Origin of the sequence: Enterobacter sp. T2, assembly GCF_010692925.1 — a bacterium.
Lineage (GTDB): Bacteria > Pseudomonadota > Gammaproteobacteria > Enterobacterales > Enterobacteriaceae > Enterobacter > Enterobacter kobei.
In genome coordinates this window covers 2,597,623-2,612,959 of record NZ_CP048736.1, presented here as the reverse complement: position 1 = coordinate 2,612,959, position 15,337 = coordinate 2,597,623, and the positions used below count along the sequence as shown (strand labels likewise).

16 protein-coding genes are annotated in these 15,337 nt (G+C 52.9%); 12 read left to right on the top strand and 4 right to left on the bottom strand.

What is annotated here, in order from left to right; genetic code table 11:
- Positions 1-31 precede the first annotated feature (31 nt).
- Positions 32-622 (bottom strand): cob(I)yrinic acid a,c-diamide adenosyltransferase, encoded by a 591-nt coding sequence (gene cobO, locus G0034_RS12505; protein ID WP_023337380.1) that lies wholly within the window; start codon positions 620-622, stop codon positions 32-34.
- Positions 619-1,380 (bottom strand): YciK family oxidoreductase, encoded by a 762-nt coding sequence (locus G0034_RS12500; RefSeq protein WP_179120908.1) that lies wholly within the window; start codon positions 1,378-1,380, stop codon positions 619-621. The genes cobO and G0034_RS12500 overlap by 4 nt, the downstream gene beginning before the upstream one ends.
- A gap of 251 nt (positions 1,381-1,631) precedes the next feature.
- Between G0034_RS12500 and sohB the strand changes: the two genes are divergently transcribed.
- Entirely contained in the window at positions 1,632-2,678 is a 1,047-nt protein-coding gene (gene sohB / locus G0034_RS12495; RefSeq protein ID WP_014884092.1) for a protease SohB, read from the top strand.
- Between the two features lie 34 nt (positions 2,679-2,712).
- On the opposite strand, the gene G0034_RS12490 is transcribed toward sohB, so the two are convergent.
- On the bottom strand, positions 2,713-2,964 hold the full coding sequence (locus tag G0034_RS12490; RefSeq protein ID WP_003856804.1) for a YciN family protein: 252 nt from the start codon (positions 2,962-2,964) through the stop codon (positions 2,713-2,715).
- Positions 2,965-3,363: 399 nt separating this feature from the next.
- On the opposite strand from G0034_RS12490, the gene topA reads away from it, so the two are divergent.
- From topA to acnA, 6 genes are all read left to right on the top strand, one after another.
- Positions 3,364-5,961: a type I DNA topoisomerase gene (topA, locus tag G0034_RS12485; protein ID WP_014884091.1), complete on the top strand. Its 2,598-nt coding sequence runs from the start codon at positions 3,364-3,366 to the stop codon at positions 5,959-5,961.
- Positions 5,962-6,148: 187 nt separating this feature from the next.
- On the top strand, positions 6,149-7,123 hold the full coding sequence (cysB, locus tag G0034_RS12480; RefSeq protein WP_006175683.1) for an HTH-type transcriptional regulator CysB: 975 nt from the start codon (positions 6,149-6,151) through the stop codon (positions 7,121-7,123).
- 338 nt (positions 7,124-7,461) lie between these two features.
- On the top strand, positions 7,462-7,602 hold the full coding sequence (locus G0034_RS12475) for a YmiA family putative membrane protein (protein WP_213391151.1): 141 nt from the start codon (positions 7,462-7,464) through the stop codon (positions 7,600-7,602).
- Between the two features lie 2 nt (positions 7,603-7,604).
- Entirely contained in the window at positions 7,605-7,775 is a 171-nt protein-coding gene (locus tag G0034_RS23395) for a YciX family protein (RefSeq protein WP_045135519.1), read from the top strand.
- A 138-nt stretch (positions 7,776-7,913) separates the two neighbouring features.
- Positions 7,914-8,012 (top strand): small membrane protein YmiC, encoded by a 99-nt coding sequence (gene ymiC / locus G0034_RS23390; RefSeq protein WP_014884088.1) that lies wholly within the window; start codon positions 7,914-7,916, stop codon positions 8,010-8,012.
- Between the two features lie 163 nt (positions 8,013-8,175).
- Complete coding sequence (gene acnA, locus G0034_RS12470; protein WP_047344623.1) at positions 8,176-10,851, top strand: aconitate hydratase AcnA; 2,676 nt, start codon at positions 8,176-8,178, stop codon at positions 10,849-10,851.
- A 36-nt stretch (positions 10,852-10,887) separates the two neighbouring features.
- On the opposite strand, the gene ribA is transcribed toward acnA, so the two are convergent.
- Positions 10,888-11,478 (bottom strand): GTP cyclohydrolase II, encoded by a 591-nt coding sequence (ribA, locus tag G0034_RS12465; RefSeq protein ID WP_008501210.1) that lies wholly within the window; start codon positions 11,476-11,478, stop codon positions 10,888-10,890.
- A gap of 197 nt (positions 11,479-11,675) precedes the next feature.
- Here ribA and pgpB point away from each other — a divergent pair, with 197 nt between their 5' ends.
- From pgpB to yciH, 5 genes are all read left to right on the top strand, one after another.
- A complete protein-coding gene (pgpB, locus tag G0034_RS12460) occupies positions 11,676-12,443 on the top strand; it encodes a phosphatidylglycerophosphatase B (protein ID WP_023330548.1) in 768 nt (255 codons plus the stop codon).
- Between the two features lie 148 nt (positions 12,444-12,591).
- Positions 12,592-12,900: a LapA family protein gene (locus G0034_RS12455; RefSeq protein WP_014884085.1), complete on the top strand. Its 309-nt coding sequence runs from the start codon at positions 12,592-12,594 to the stop codon at positions 12,898-12,900.
- A 6-nt stretch (positions 12,901-12,906) separates the two neighbouring features.
- Positions 12,907-14,076: a lipopolysaccharide assembly protein LapB gene (gene lapB, locus G0034_RS12450; RefSeq protein ID WP_047626728.1), complete on the top strand. Its 1,170-nt coding sequence runs from the start codon at positions 12,907-12,909 to the stop codon at positions 14,074-14,076.
- Between the two features lie 186 nt (positions 14,077-14,262).
- Positions 14,263-15,000: an orotidine-5'-phosphate decarboxylase gene (gene pyrF, locus G0034_RS12445; RefSeq protein WP_047626731.1), complete on the top strand. Its 738-nt coding sequence runs from the start codon at positions 14,263-14,265 to the stop codon at positions 14,998-15,000.
- Complete coding sequence (yciH, locus tag G0034_RS12440; RefSeq protein WP_014884082.1) at positions 15,000-15,326, top strand: stress response translation initiation inhibitor YciH; 327 nt, start codon at positions 15,000-15,002, stop codon at positions 15,324-15,326. The genes pyrF and yciH overlap by 1 nt, the downstream gene beginning before the upstream one ends.
- Positions 15,327-15,337: the final 11 nt, after the last annotated feature.

Genomic DNA, 15,337 nt, shown 5'->3' with positions numbered 1-15,337 from the left:
AAAGCCCGGTGAACGCACCGGGCTTTTTTCTTTAGTAATCAATCCCAGGCTGCGCTTTGATACCTGCATCAAATGCATGCTTGACCGGACGCAGCTCGCTGACGGTATCTGCCAGTTCCAGTATATCCCGATGACACCCACGACCCGTGACGATTACCGTCTGATGTGCAGGGCGGTTTTTCAGTGCATCCAGCACGGCATTCAGCGGCAGGTAGTCGTAGGCGACCATATAGGTGATCTCGTCCAGTAGCACCATATTGAGCGTCGGATCGGCCAGCATTCTTTTGGCGTGCTCCCAGACAGCAAGGCAGGCTGCGGTGTCGGTTTCCCGGTTCTGCGTATCCCACGTAAAACCGGTTGCCATCACCTGAAACTCAACGCCGTGAGGTTCCAGCAAATTGCGCTCCCCATTGGGCCATTCGCCTTTGATAAACTGGATTACGCCCACTTTTTGCCCGTGTCCGACGGCGCGGGTGGCGGTGCCGAACGCGGCGGTGGTTTTGCCTTTGCCGTTGCCGGTAAATACGATGACGATCCCTCGCTCGTCCTGGGCTGACGCAATGCGCGCATCAACCTGTTCTTTCAGACGCTGCTGGCGCTGCTGGTGACGTTCTTCACTCATTGCGAAATCCCCGGTTTACGGCCCGGTTGGGCATCAAAAGTCATTCCGGTTTTGCGACGGCTGTCGTCGCCCATTAGCCAGAGATAGAGTGGCATAATCTCGGCCGGGGTTTTCAGCTTCTGCGGATCTTCTTTCGGGAACGCGCTGGCGCGCATTTTGGTGCGTGTTCCGCCCGGATTAATGCAGTTTACGCGCAGATGGCGGCTCTGATATTCCTCCGCCAGCACCTGCATCATACCTTCGGTCGCAAATTTAGAGACAGCATATGCCCCCCAGTTTGCGCGCCCCTCACGACCTACGCTGGAAGAGGTAAAGACCAGAGAGCCTGACTCGGATTTGAGTAATAAAGGAAGTAAGGCCTGGGTGAGGAAAAAGGTGCCGTTGACGTTAACCTGCATGACCTGCTGCCAGATATCAGGATCCTGCTCATCCATTGGACGAACTTCGCCTAACAACCCGGCGTTATGCAGCACACCGTCCAGACGTGGATAATGGGTGCTGATACGTTGGGCTAATTCCTGACATACCGCTGGCGTACAGGTCAGTAAATCAAGAGTATACCAGGGGGCCGGTATGCCACCTGCCGCTTCAATTTCCTGAGCGACACCTTTGAGTTTTTCTTCGTTGCGACCGATCAGAATAACGCTCGCGCCATATTCAGCATAGGTCAGGGCCGCTTCGCGACCAATACCCGCGCTGGCACCGGTGACAAGAATGATCCGGTTCTGCAGCAGGTTTTTTTGCGGTTGATAGTGCACGGTGACTCCTCAGGCGCACGGTGACTCAATGGCGCCTTCATAATGACTTTTCGGCTTTATGCCCGAATTAGCGTGAGAATTCAATCAGTCTACAGGACGTATTACTGTAAAATTAACAATTTGCAAATATTTAAACCGCCGGGCGGGGATTCCTGAAGATGGCTCGCACAGGTAATGTCACGGGCGAGACGCAAAGGCAGGGCTGTTGTACACTGCCGTGAAAGATTCGTGGTTAAATCAAGGTGGAACGCGTGGAATTACTTTCTCAATATGGGTTGTTTTTGGCTAAAATCGCGACGGTGGTGATTGCCATTGCGGTCGTTGCCGTTCTGATTGTCAATCTCACGCAGCGCAAACGTCAGCGTGGGGAGTTACGCATTACCCGTCTGAGCGAGCAGTACAAAGAGATGCAGGAAGACATGTCCCTCTCACTGCTTGATAGCCATCAACAGAAGGCATGGCTGAAGGCCCAGAAGAAAAAGCACAAGCAGGAAGCCAAAGCCGCAAAGGCGAAAGCTAAGCTTGCAACGCCACAGTCTGACGCGAAGCCTCGCGTCTATGTACTCGATTTTAAAGGCAGTATGGATGCGCATGAAGTCGCTTCGCTACGGGAAGAGGTGACTGCCGTTCTGGCCGTGGCCACTCCGCAGGATCAAGTGGTGGTGCGTCTTGAAAGCCCAGGCGGGGTTGTGCACGGCTACGGACTGGCCGCTTCTCAGCTACAGCGTCTGCGAGAAAAGCAGATCCCGCTTACCGTGGCGGTAGATAAAGTCGCGGCAAGTGGTGGCTATATGATGGCCTGCGTGGCGGACAAAATTGTTGCGGCACCGTTCTCCATCATTGGCTCTATCGGCGTGGTCGCACAGATCCCAAACTTTAACCGTTTTCTGAAGAATAAAGAGATTGATATCGAACTGCACACGGCGGGTCAGTACAAACGTACCCTGACGCTGCTGGGGGAAAATACGGAAGAAGGGCGCCAAAAATTCCGTGAGGATCTCAACGAAACGCACCACCTGTTTAAAGATTTCGTACACCGTATGCGCCCAACGCTGGATATTGAGCAGGTCGCGACAGGCGAACACTGGTACGGTATTCAGGCGCAGGAAAAAGGGCTGGTTGATGAAGTGGGGACCAGCGACGATCTGCTGCTCAACCTGATGGACGGAAGGGAGCTGATAGGCGTGCGGTTCACCCAGCGTAAGCGCCTGATGGACCGCTTTACCAACAGTGCAGCGGAAAGCGCAGATCGCCTGCTGCTTCGCTGGCTACAGCGCGGACAAAAACCGCTGCTGTAAGCAAAAACGCGAGGCATATGCCTCGCGTTTTGCATTAATCGACCAGGTGATATTTTTCAGAAAGCGTATGCGCCAGGTATTTAAACATATTAAACACAGCGGTGCTTTTTGGGGTGGGTAATCCCTGTTCGTCAAGGAAGTATTCGCCGCTGAAAACCAGCACGCCATTACGCTGCTCTACACCGGTGGCTTCAATGCCCGCCAGGGTATCTTCATGGTCACGGATAAGCTTATTTGCTTCGATAAGCAGAGAGGCTCGGTCAATAGGTTGGGTCGTATTCTGCATAATCCACTCCTTAAACAGTGACAATAGTCTACGCCGGGGCCGCTTTGGGGGCAAATTTTCCCTGTTTTGTGAGGGGATAAGATACAGGGGGCAGGTTGGCGGGATTTGCTTTTGCATGCTAATAAAGTTGCGTAACGAATTTTATCAGGTAGAGTGTGCGCTTTCGTCATTCTGGCAACAGAATTGCTTGACATTCGACCGGGAACTCGTCACGAATTATACGAGGTGTGAGAAAAATACCCGATAACTCAATCACCTGGGCGTCTTTCCTCAGACACCCGGTAGGACAAAGGGGTTGATATCTCCTGACGTAGCCGCAATATCATTGGCTCGTCGTCAGCGGAAGGGAAATCAACGTGCGGCGTATTCCTGGAAGAATTAAATTAGGTAAAGGTGAATATGGGTAAAGCTCTCGTCATCGTTGAGTCCCCGGCAAAAGCCAAAACGATCAATAAGTATCTGGGTAATGACTACGTGGTTAAGTCCAGCGTGGGTCATATCCGCGATTTGCCGACCAGTGGCTCAGCCAGCAAAAAGAGCGCAGACTCTACCTCCACCAAAGGGGCTAAAAAGCCTAAAAAGGATGAACGTAGCGCGCTTGTCAACCGCATGGGTGTTAACCCATGGCACAACTGGGATGCACAATACGAAGTGCTGCCCGGAAAAGAGAAAGTCGTTAACGAGCTGAAGCAGCTGGCTGAAAAAGCAGACCACATTTATCTCGCAACCGACCTTGACCGCGAAGGGGAAGCCATTGCATGGCACCTGCGGGAAGTGATCGGGGGCGATGACAAACGCTACAGTCGCGTAGTGTTTAACGAAATTACAAAAAATGCGATTCGTCAGGCGTTTGAGAAGCCTGGCGAGCTGAACATCGACCGTGTCAACGCCCAGCAGGCGCGTCGCTTTATGGACCGCGTTGTAGGCTATATGGTCTCTCCACTGCTGTGGAAAAAGATTGCCCGTGGCCTGTCCGCAGGACGTGTGCAATCCGTCGCCGTGCGTCTTGTCGTTGAGCGTGAACGCGAAATTAAAGCCTTCGTGCCGGAAGAATTCTGGGAAATTGACGCCAATGTGACCACGCCGGGCGGTGACGCTCTGCCACTGCAGGTGAGCCATCAGAAAGATAAGCCTTTCCGTCCTGAAAACCGTGACCAGACCATGGCTGCCGTCGCGTTGCTGGAAAAAGCACGCTATCAGGTGCTGGAACGTGAAGATAAACCGACCAGCAGTAAACCTGGCGCGCCGTTTATCACGTCTACCCTGCAACAGGCGGCGAGTACGCGCCTTGGCTATGGCGTGAAGAAAACCATGATGATGGCCCAGCGCTTGTATGAAGCGGGTTACATCACCTACATGCGTACTGACTCAACGAATCTGAGCCAGGATGCGGTAAACATGGTACGCGGTTATATCAGTGATAATTTCGGTAAAAAATACCTGCCGGAAAGCGCCAATCAATTCGCCAGCAAAGAGAACTCTCAGGAAGCGCACGAAGCGATTCGTCCTTCTGATGTCTCTGTGTTAGCCGAGTCGCTGAAAGATATGGAAGCCGATGCCCAGAAGCTGTATCAGCTGATCTGGCGTCAGTTTGTCGCCTGTCAGATGACGCCTGCGAAGTATGACTCCACGACGCTGACCGTCGGTGCGGGCGACTTCCGTCTCAAAGCGCGCGGTCGTATCCTGCGTTTCGACGGCTGGACAAAAGTCATGCCTGCGCTGCGTAAAGGTGATGAAGACCGTACGCTGCCAGCGGTGAACAAGGGAGATGAGCTCTCTCTGGTTGATCTCGTTCCTGCTCAGCACTTCACCAAGCCGCCTGCGCGCTTTAGTGAAGCGTCGCTGGTGAAAGAGCTGGAAAAACGCGGTATTGGTCGTCCATCGACCTACGCGTCAATCATCTCGACGATCCAGGATCGCGGCTACGTTCGAGTTGAAAACCGTCGTTTCTATGCGGAAAAAATGGGTGAGATCGTCACCGACCGTCTGGAAGCTAATTTCCGCGAGTTGATGAACTACGATTTTACCGCGCAAATGGAAGACAGCCTCGACGAGGTTGCCAGCCATAAGGCGGAGTGGAAGAAGGTTCTCGACAGCTTCTTCAGCGATTTTACCAACCAGCTTGAAAAAGCGGAGAAAGATCCTGAAGAGGGCGGCATGCTGCCTAACCAGATGGTTCTGACTAGCATCGACTGCCCAACCTGCGGCCGCAAGATGGGTATTCGTACGGCAACCACGGGCGTCTTCCTTGGCTGTTCCGGCTATGCGCTGTCGCCAAAAGAGCGCTGCAAAACCACCATCAACCTGGTGCCGGAGAACGAAGTTCTCAACGTGCTGGAAGGTGAGGATGCGGAAACCAACGCTCTGCGTGCTAAACGCCGCTGCAAAAAATGCGGCACGGCGATGGACAGCTACCTGATCGATCCTAAACGTAAGCTGCACGTCTGCGGTAATAACCCAACGTGTGACGGGTATGAGATTGAGGAAGGTGAATTCCGCATTAAAGGCTATGACGGCCCGATTGTGGAGTGCGAGAAGTGTGGCTCTGAAATGCACCTGAAAATGGGGCGTTTCGGGAAGTACATGGCGTGCACCAACGACGAGTGTAAAAACACGCGCAAAATTCTGCGTAACGGTGAAGTGGCTCCGCCGAAGGAAGATCCGGTTCCGTTGCCAGAGCTGCCGTGTGAAAAATCCGACGCGTACTTCGTGCTGCGTGATGGTGCTGCGGGTGTCTTCCTGGCGGCCAATACCTTCCCGAAATCGCGTGAAACACGTGCGCCGCTGGTAGAAGAACTGCACCGCTTCCGTGACCGTCTGCCAGAAAAACTGCGTTACCTGGCCGATGCGCCACAGCAGGATCCTGAAGGCAATAAGACGGTGGTTCGCTTTAGCCGTAAAACGAAGCAGCAGTACGTGGCGGCAGAGAAAGAGGGCAAAGCGACCGGCTGGTCCGCCTTCTTTGTCGATGGCAAATGGGTTGAAGGCAAGAAATAAGCTTGCCTGACCGTCACTTACCAGTGAAAGGGCCGGACTTCCGGCCCTTTTTTATTACCTTATTATTATTTTTTGTTCCGTACTATACAGTCAGGCTATAAATGATATAGTGGTTATAGTTAACCCATTTCTTATTATCAAATCGTCTTAAGCGATTGACCGCGTGCGCTAAATCGGATGGTCTGGCATGAAATTACAGCAGCTTCGTTATATCGTTGAGGTGGTGAATCACAACCTTAATGTCTCTTCTACTGCCGAGGGGCTATATACCTCGCAACCGGGCATCAGCAAGCAGGTTCGCATGCTGGAGGATGAATTAGGTATTCAGATTTTCGCCCGTAGCGGTAAGCACCTTACGCAGGTGACGCCAGCGGGGCAGGAAATTATTCGCATTGCGCGTGAAGTCCTCTCCAAAGTCGATGCGATTAAATCTGTTGCGGGAGAACATACCTGGCCAGATAAAGGCTCGCTGTATATTGCCACCACGCACACCCAGGCGCGCTATGCATTACCTGGCGTTATTAAGGGCTTTATCGAGCGTTATCCGCGCGTCTCTTTGCATATGCATCAGGGGTCACCGACGCAAATCGCTGAAGCGGTGTCGAAGGGGAATGCCGATTTTGCCATCGCGACGGAAGCGCTCCACCTGTATGACGATCTGGTAATGCTTCCGTGCTATCACTGGAACCGATCGATCGTAGTGACTCCCGATCACCCGCTGGCGGGGAAAGGGTCGGTTACGATTGAAGAGCTGGCGCAATATCCGTTAGTCACCTATACGTTTGGCTTTACCGGACGTTCCGAGCTTGATACCGCCTTTAACCGTGCCGGGTTAACTCCACGCATTGTCTTTACCGCTACCGATGCCGACGTCATCAAGACTTACGTACGGCTTGGTCTGGGCGTGGGCGTTATTGCCAGCATGGCGGTCGACCCGGTGTCAGACCCTGATCTGGTACGTCTTGATGCACACGATATTTTTAGCCACAGCACCACAAAAATTGGCTTCCGTCGCAGTACCTTCCTGCGTAGCTATATGTATGATTTTATTCAGCGCTTTGCCCCGCATTTAACGCGTGACGTGGTGGATACCGCCGTTGCATTACGCTCAAATGAAGATATTGAAGAGATGTTTAAAGACATCAAACTCCCCGCAAAATAATCACACCCGGTATCTTTCCCTAACGGAAAGATACCGAAATACCGCCTTAAAGCTAAATTAGAATTATCATCATCTGCGCTCTCCCTGCCATATATTGTCATTATCCTTTTATTTTGTATGGTTTTAATGTCGTGAATTGGCGACAAAAATAGAAACTAATTAACGGCTACGCAAATTTTTCTTTTCAAATATTTATTTGTGGTCAAAAGAATGAATATTTCATACCTCCAGATGCGTAAATTCACTGGCTTTTCGGCTAAAGTTTCTTTAGGATTTATCTCAACAGATGATTAATTGTACCAATTGTTTGGTCCTAAATGATAAGCGATATCGATTGTATGAGGTTAGCAATGCCTTCAGGAAGTGAAGAACCGCAAAGGGATCCTGCGCTCAAGCGTAAAGCCTGGCTGGCGGTCTTTCTCGTCTCCGCCCTGTTCTGGCTGATGGTTGCTCTCCTGGCCTGGAAATATTGGGGTTGAATATGGCAGTGACGGTACGTACAGAAACGGTAAAACAGATGTGTCAGCGTCATGACACTGTCCACAAAGGACGTAAGACTCCTGCGACAGTTGTGCCTGCATCCTGGAAACTGACGCCGCAGCAGCAAGCCTTTATTGATGTGTTCGCGGAAGACGAACCCAAAAAACAATAATTTAGTTTTTTGCGTAATGATGCATTGGGTCTGAATAACGACTATGCACCTTTGTACTCTTTAATAAATACACATCAGCAATATCGCACTGAGGACCTACCTCGGAATGTTTAATAAATAATGCCTGGTGTCCCTATGATGAATAACATGACGTCTCACAAATACTGGTCATGGATTGGCGTGTTTACCCTGTCGATCCTGTTCTGGAGTCAGCTCATCTGGCTGGCCATCCGCTAAATGATAAAACCTCGCTGCGGCGGGGTTTTTTGTTTTGACGTCCTCTGGACCATTCCTAAATTTATCAATTCGGGTTGTTATCAAAACGTTACGACATCTTTGTGTTATCTTTAATTACGGCCCTGATGATTGTCAGGACATCTCTGTAATTAAGGAGGAGCTTATGTCGTTAACCCTACGCGAAGCCAGTAAGGACACATTACAGGCAGAAAATAAAACCTGGCATTACTATAGCCTGCCGCTGGCTGCCAGAACGCTTGGGGACATTTCGCGTTTACCCAAGTCCTTGAAAGTTCTGATGGAAAACCTCTTGCGCTGGCAGGACGGTGATTCCGTCACGCTCGATGATATCCAGGCGCTGGCGGGGTGGCTGAAGCATGCCCATGCCGACAGAGAAATTGCCTACCGCCCGGCAAGGGTCCTGATGCAGGACTTTACCGGTGTACCTGCCGTGGTGGATCTCGCCGCGATGCGCGAGGCGGTTAAACGCCTCGGCGGCGATACGGCCAAAGTGAACCCGCTTTCCCCCGTTGACCTCGTGATTGACCACTCCGTGACCGTTGACCATTTCGGTGATGACGATGCCTTTGGCGAGAACGTCCGTCTGGAGATGGAGCGTAACCACGAACGTTATGTTTTCCTGAAGTGGGGCCAGCAGGCATTCAGCCGCTTTAGCGTGGTTCCACCGGGCACGGGTATTTGCCACCAGGTTAACCTTGAGTATCTTGGTAAAGCCGTCTGGAGCGAATTACAGGACAAAGAGTGGGTGGCTTATCCGGATACGCTGGTGGGTACAGATTCCCACACCACCATGATTAACGGCCTCGGCGTGCTGGGCTGGGGTGTCGGCGGAATCGAAGCGGAAGCTGCCATGCTCGGTCAGCCGGTCTCCATGCTGATTCCGGATGTCGTGGGCTTTAAGCTGACAGGAAAACTGTCAGAAGGCATTACCGCGACCGATTTGGTACTTACCGTTACGCAAATGCTGCGCAAGCATGGGGTGGTGGGCAAATTTGTTGAGTTCTACGGGGACGGGCTGGATTCGCTGCCCCTGGCTGACCGCGCGACCATTGCCAACATGGCACCAGAATATGGCGCAACCTGTGGCTTTTTCCCAATTGATGACGTCACGCTGGAGTACATGCGTCTGAGCGGACGCAGCGAAGAGCAGGTGGCGCTGGTAGAGGCCTATACCAAAGCGCAGGGTATGTGGCGCAATCCGGGCGATGAACCGGTATTTACCAGTACGCTTGAGCTTGATATGGGCAGCGTTGAGGCAAGCCTCGCCGGGCCAAAACGTCCGCAGGATCGCGTCGCGTTGACAGACGTGCCGAAAGCCTTTGCGGCCAGCAATGAGCTGGAAGTCAACGTGGCGAAGAAAGACCATCGTCCCATCGACTATGTGTTGAACGGCCATCAATATCAACTTCCGGACGGGGCGGTTGTGATTGCCGCCATCACCTCCTGTACCAACACCTCAAACCCCAGTGTTTTAATGGCGGCCGGTCTGCTGGCGAAAAAAGCGGTTGAACTGGGTCTGAAACCTCAACCGTGGGTCAAAGCCTCGCTGGCGCCGGGCTCCAAAGTGGTTTCGGATTACCTGGCGCAGGCTAAGCTGACGCCTTATCTTGATGAGCTGGGCTTTAACCTCGTGGGGTATGGCTGTACGACCTGCATTGGTAACTCCGGTCCGCTGCCTGAGCCCATTGAAACGGCGATCAAGCAGGGCGATTTGACGGTAGGCGCCGTACTTTCCGGCAACCGTAACTTTGAAGGGCGTATTCATCCACTGGTCAAAACCAACTGGCTTGCTTCGCCGCCCCTGGTGGTGGCCTATGCGCTGGCCGGGAATATGAACATTAACCTGGTGACCGATCCGATTGGTCACGATCGCAAGAACGATCCCGTCTACCTGAAAGATATCTGGCCGTCCTCGCGTGAAATTGCGATGGCCGTTGAAAAGGTCTCTACAGAAATGTTCCGCAAAGAGTATGCGGAGGTCTTCGAAGGCACGCCGGAATGGAAAGCCATCAATGTCGTGGGGTCGGACACCTATGACTGGCAGGATGACTCGACCTATATTCGTCTGTCTCCGTTCTTTGATGAGATGCTCGCCGAGCCTGCGCCGCTTAAAGATATTCATGGGGCGCGCATCCTGGCCATGCTGGGGGATTCTGTCACCACTGACCATATCTCTCCGGCGGGGAGTATCAAAGCCGATAGCCCGGCGGGCCGTTATTTGCAAAGCCGGGGAGTGGAGCGCCGCGATTTTAACTCCTACGGTTCGCGCCGCGGTAACCATGAAGTCATGATGCGGGGCACGTTTGCCAACATTCGCATTCGTAATGAAATGGTTCCGGGGGTGGAAGGGGGGATGACGCGCCATCTACCGGGGACGGACGTCGTGTCGATTTACGATGCAGCCGTGAAATATCAACAGGAAGGTACACCGCTGGCGGTGATTGCCGGGAAAGAGTACGGTTCCGGTTCCAGCCGTGACTGGGCGGCGAAAGGACCGCGCCTGCTAGGCGTTCGTGTGGTGATCGCCGAGTCGTTTGAACGTATTCACCGCTCGAACCTCATCGGCATGGGGATTCTGCCGCTTGAGTTCCCGCAGGGCGTAACCCGTAAAACGCTGGGGCTGACCGGAGAAGAGCAGATTGATATTAGTGGTCTGCAAAACCTGCAGCCGGGTAAAACGGTGCCGGTGAAGCTGACGCGAGCTGACGGGAAGACGGAGGTACTGGACTGCCGGTGCCGTATTGATACGGCAACCGAATTGACCTACTACCAGAACGACGGCATTTTACACTATGTGATTCGTAAGATGCTCGATTGATAAAAAAGCCCGGCGCTTATGCCGGGCTTTTTACTTTCACTCTTTCAGCAGATGGCCCATCTTGGCGGCTTTAGTATCAAGATAGTGGGCATTTTTCGGGTTGCGGCCAACAATCAGCGGCACACGTTCGACAATGTTGATTCCCGCTTCGGTGAGGATTTCCACTTTTTTGGGGTTGTTCGTCAGCAGACGAACCTCGTCGACGCCCAGCAGCTTGAACATGTCCGCACACAGGGTGAAGTCACGTTCATCGGCGGCAAAACCGAGCTGATGGTTGGCTTCTACCGTATCGTAGCCCTGGTCCTGCAGCGCGTATGCGCGGATTTTATTCAGCAGGCCAATATTACGACCTTCCTGACGGTGATAGAGCAACACACCGCGGCCTTCTTCGGCAATATGAGAAAGGGCAGCTTCCAGCTGGAAACCGCAATCACAGCGCAGGCTGAACAACGCATCGCCGGTCAGACACTCCGAATGGACGCGGGACAGCACCGGCGTCTGCCCTGAAATATCGCCGTAGACCAGCGCAACATGATCCTGTCCGGTTGCCAGTTCTTCAAACCCCACCATCAGGAAATCGCCCCATGGGGTTGGCAGTTTGGCTTCTGCCACACGTTTAAGCTGCATGTGATTCTCCAGAGTAGGCTGACACGTTTCGTGTCTTGCGCCTGTTTTACTTTCTGTATCTGTTCATTTTGCCACAAGCTCAGCACGTTCGCCTAATGGGCACCATGCTATATGAACGTTAAACGCACGATCCGTCATCTCCACCCATCGGATGAATTTCAGTTATGATTGTGAGGCTTAGCGTAAAAGGAGAAGACATGCTTTCAATCGCCAGACGTACGGCAGCAGGCGCGGCCATTTTACTGATTATGCCTTTGACCGTATGGGTCTCCGGCTGGATGTGGCAGCCCGGGCAGAATGCCACGTGGCTGAAAACGTTGTACTGGGTAACGGAGACGGTCACGCAACCGTGGGGAATTATCACCCATATCATTCTCTGTGGCTGGTTCCTGTGGTGCCTGCGTTTTCGTCTGCGCGCGGCGCTGATGCTCTTTGCTATCCTGGGTGGCGCGATTGTTATTGGTCAGGGCGTTAAGTCCTGGGTGAAAGACCATGTTCAGGAGCCACGACCGTTTGTCGTCTGGCTGGAAAAAACACACCATATTCCGGTAGATGAGTTCTACAATTTAAAGCGTAAAGATCGCGGTGCGCTGGTGAAAGAACAGCTTACGGAACAGCAGGATATTCCGAAGTTCTTGCGTAAACACTGGCAAAAAGAGACGGGCTTCGCGTTTCCTTCCGGCCACACGATGTTTGCGGCCAGCTGGGCGCTGTTGGCTGTTGGGCTGCTTTGGCCACGACGTCGAACGGTTACCATCGGGATATTACTGATCTGGGCAACGGGAGTGATGGGCAGCCGCTTGCTGCTGGGGATGCACTGGCCACGGGACCTGGTGGTCGCTACGCTGATCTCATGGCTGCTGGTGACGCTGGCAACCTGGCTTGCAGAACGACTCTGTGGCCCGCTTACGCCACCGCCTGAAGAGAAAGAAGAAATCGCCGAAAGGGAGCAAAGCGACGCCTGACGGTTGATATTGCGCATTTCGCCCATAAATCCATGACGTGTGCGTCACTTTTTCCGTTTCGCGCCCGTCGCTAAAATGGTAGTTTATAAGGCTGATTGCGGTAAGTTGAACACACTTTATTCGCTTGAACCACATAACGGGAAGTAATGTGAAATATTTACTCATTTTCTTACTGGTATTGGCGATTTTTGTCATTTCAGTCACATTGGGTGCACAAAACGATCAACAGGTGACGTTTAACTATCTGCTGGCGCAGGGCGAGTATCGCGTATCAAGTCTGCTTGCGGTCTTGTTTGCCGCAGGCTTTGCCATTGGCTGGCTGGTTTGCGGTCTGTTCTGGCTGAAAGTCCGTGTTTCTCTTGCACGCGCTGAACGTAAAATTAAACGACTTGAGCATAACATTGCGCCTGCGTCCGACATTCCGGAAAGCTCTGGTGTGCCGGTCGTAAAGGAATAATCGACGATGCTGGAGTTGTTGTTTCTGCTTTTGCCTGTAGCCGCTGCCTATGGCTGGTATATGGGCCGCAGAAGTGCGCAACAAACAAAGCAGGATGAGGCTAACCGTCTCTCTCGCGACTACGTTGCGGGGGTGAACTTCCTCCTGAGTAATCAGCAGGACAAAGCGGTAGACCTGTTCCTCGATATGCTGAAAGAGGATACGGGGACCGTCGAAGCCCATCTCACGCTCGGTAACCTGTTCCGCTCGCGTGGCGAGGTTGACCGTGCCATCCGTATCCACCAGACCCTCATGGAAAGCGCCTCGCTGACCTACGATCAACGTCTCCTCGCGGTCCAGCAGCTGGGGCGCGATTACATGGCTGCCGGCCTGTATGACCGCGCTGAAGATATGTTCTCGCAGCTGATTGATGAAACGGATTTCCGTATCGGTGCGTTGCAGCAATTATTGCAAATTTATCAGGCCACCAGCGAATGGCAAAAAGCCATTGATACTGCCGAGCGTCTGGTGAAGCTGGGTAAAGATAAGCAGCGTGTTGAGATAGCCCATTTCTACTGTGAACTTGCCCTTCAGCAGATGGGCAACGACGACATGGACAAAGCCATGGCGTTGCTGAAGAAAGGTGCAGCAGCAGATCGCAATAGCGCGCGTATCTCTATCATGATGGGACGCGTTTTTATGGCGAGTGGCGATTACGCCAAAGCCGTTGAAAGCCTGCTTCGGGTGATTGACCAGGACAAAGAGCTGGTCAGTGAAACGCTGGAGATGCTGCAAACCTGCTATCAACAGCTGGGTAAGCAGGAAGAGTGGGTAGCATTCCTGCGCCGTTGCGTGGAAGAGAATACCGGCGCGACCGCAGAGCTGATGCTCTCAGACGTGGTTGAGCAGTACGAAGGGTCCGACACCGCGCAGGTGTATATTACCCGTCAGCTACAGCGTCATCCGACGATGCGGGTATTCCATAAGCTGATGGATTACCACCTGAACGACGCAGAAGAAGGGCGAGCCAAAGAGAGCCTGATGGTGCTGCGCGACATGGTCGGCGAGCAGGTGCGGAGTAAACCGCGCTACCGTTGCCAGAAGTGTGGTTTTACCGCGTATACGCTTTACTGGCATTGTCCTTCCTGCCGAGCCTGGTCCACCATCAAGCCAATCCGTGGTCTTGACGGCCAGTAATTTTTTTAAAACACCCCATTTTAGTTACAACATACTGATGGTTTATACCCCTTCCTTAACACCGTGCGGTGTGCCAGCCTGGCAGGGGCGCAAATGGATTCTGTCAATTTGCGGCGGCGGCAGGTAGAATGCTGGCCGTTTATCTGTTCCGCGCCGCTGCGCGCCCATAGACGAAAAGGGCTGGTCATGACGTCTGTTACTTCCTCCACTTCCCACGTTATTACGGATTCTCCTGTTGTTGTCGCGCTTGATTACAATAAGCGTGACGCTGCACTGGCCTTTGTCGACGGTATCGATCCTCGCGATTGCCGTCTGAAAGTTGGTAAAGAGATGTTCACGCTGTTTGGACCGCAAATCGTCCGCGATCTGCAGCAGCGTGGTTTCGATGTCTTCCTCGATCTCAAGTTCCATGACATCCCGAATACCACGGCGCACGCCGTTGCCGCCGCCGCAGAGCTGGGTGTATGGATGGTCAACGTCCATGCGTCGGGCGGGGCGAGAATGATGACTGCCGCCCGTGAAGCCCTCCTGCCGTTCGGGAAAGATGCGCCATTGCTGATTGCGGTGACCGTATTGACCAGTATGGACGAAAGTGATTTACGCGATCTTGGCGTGACATTGTCACCTGCCGAACATGCCGAGCGTCTTGCGCGTCTGACGCAGAACTGCGGGCTGGATGGCGTCGTCTGCTCCGCACAGGAAGCGGTGCGCTTCAAATCAGAACTGGGCAAAGATTTTAAACTGGTCACGCCGGGTATTCGTCCGGCTGGCAGCGACGTGGGCGATCAGCGCCGTATTATGACGCCTGAGCAGGCGCTGGCTGCTGGTGTGGATTATATGGTTATCGGGCGGCCAGTAACGCAGTCTGCTAACCCGGCAGAGACGCTTAAGGCAATCAACGCATCACTGAAAAAGGGGGCGTAATGACCGATTCCAACAGTCGTCTGGTCTACTCAACGGAGAGTGGGCGCATAGATGAGCCGAAAACCAAAGTGGAACGTCCGAAGGGCGACGGTATTGTGCGTATCCAGCGTCAAACCAGTGGACGAAAAGGGAAAGGGGTTTGCCTTATCTCAGGAATTGACCAGGATGATGCTGAACTAACAAAACTGGCGGCTGAGTTGAAAAAGAAATGTGGCTGCGGTGGGGCCGTGAAAGACGGCATTATCGAAATTCAGGGTGATAAACGCGATTTAATTAAATCGCTGCTTGAAGCAAAAGGCATGAAAGTCAAACTGGCAGGCGGTTAAAATAAATGAGC

Excerpts from the sequence above, each read along its gene's own strand:
- cobO (WP_023337380.1), bottom strand. The coding sequence starts at position 622 with ATGAGTGAAGAACGTCACCAGCAGCGCCAGCAGCGTCTGAAAGAACAG.
- G0034_RS12490 (WP_003856804.1), bottom strand. The coding sequence starts at position 2,964 with ATGCAGAATACGACCCAACCTATTGACCGAGCCTCTCTGCTTATCGAA.
- topA (WP_014884091.1), top strand. The coding sequence starts at position 3,364 with ATGGGTAAAGCTCTCGTCATCGTTGAGTCCCCGGCAAAAGCCAAAACG.
- cysB (WP_006175683.1), top strand. The coding sequence starts at position 6,149 with ATGAAATTACAGCAGCTTCGTTATATCGTTGAGGTGGTGAATCACAAC.
- G0034_RS12475 (WP_213391151.1), top strand. The coding sequence starts at position 7,462 with ATGAGGTTAGCAATGCCTTCAGGAAGTGAAGAACCGCAAAGGGATCCT.
- G0034_RS23395 (WP_045135519.1), top strand. The coding sequence starts at position 7,605 with ATGGCAGTGACGGTACGTACAGAAACGGTAAAACAGATGTGTCAGCGT.
- ymiC (WP_014884088.1), top strand. The coding sequence starts at position 7,914 with ATGAATAACATGACGTCTCACAAATACTGGTCATGGATTGGCGTGTTT.
- acnA (WP_047344623.1), top strand. The coding sequence starts at position 8,176 with ATGTCGTTAACCCTACGCGAAGCCAGTAAGGACACATTACAGGCAGAA.
- ribA (WP_008501210.1), bottom strand. The coding sequence starts at position 11,478 with ATGCAGCTTAAACGTGTGGCAGAAGCCAAACTGCCAACCCCATGGGGC.
- pgpB (WP_023330548.1), top strand. The coding sequence starts at position 11,676 with ATGCTTTCAATCGCCAGACGTACGGCAGCAGGCGCGGCCATTTTACTG.
- lapB (WP_047626728.1), top strand. The coding sequence starts at position 12,907 with ATGCTGGAGTTGTTGTTTCTGCTTTTGCCTGTAGCCGCTGCCTATGGC.
- pyrF (WP_047626731.1), top strand. The coding sequence starts at position 14,263 with ATGACGTCTGTTACTTCCTCCACTTCCCACGTTATTACGGATTCTCCT.
- yciH (WP_014884082.1), top strand. The coding sequence starts at position 15,000 with ATGACCGATTCCAACAGTCGTCTGGTCTACTCAACGGAGAGTGGGCGC.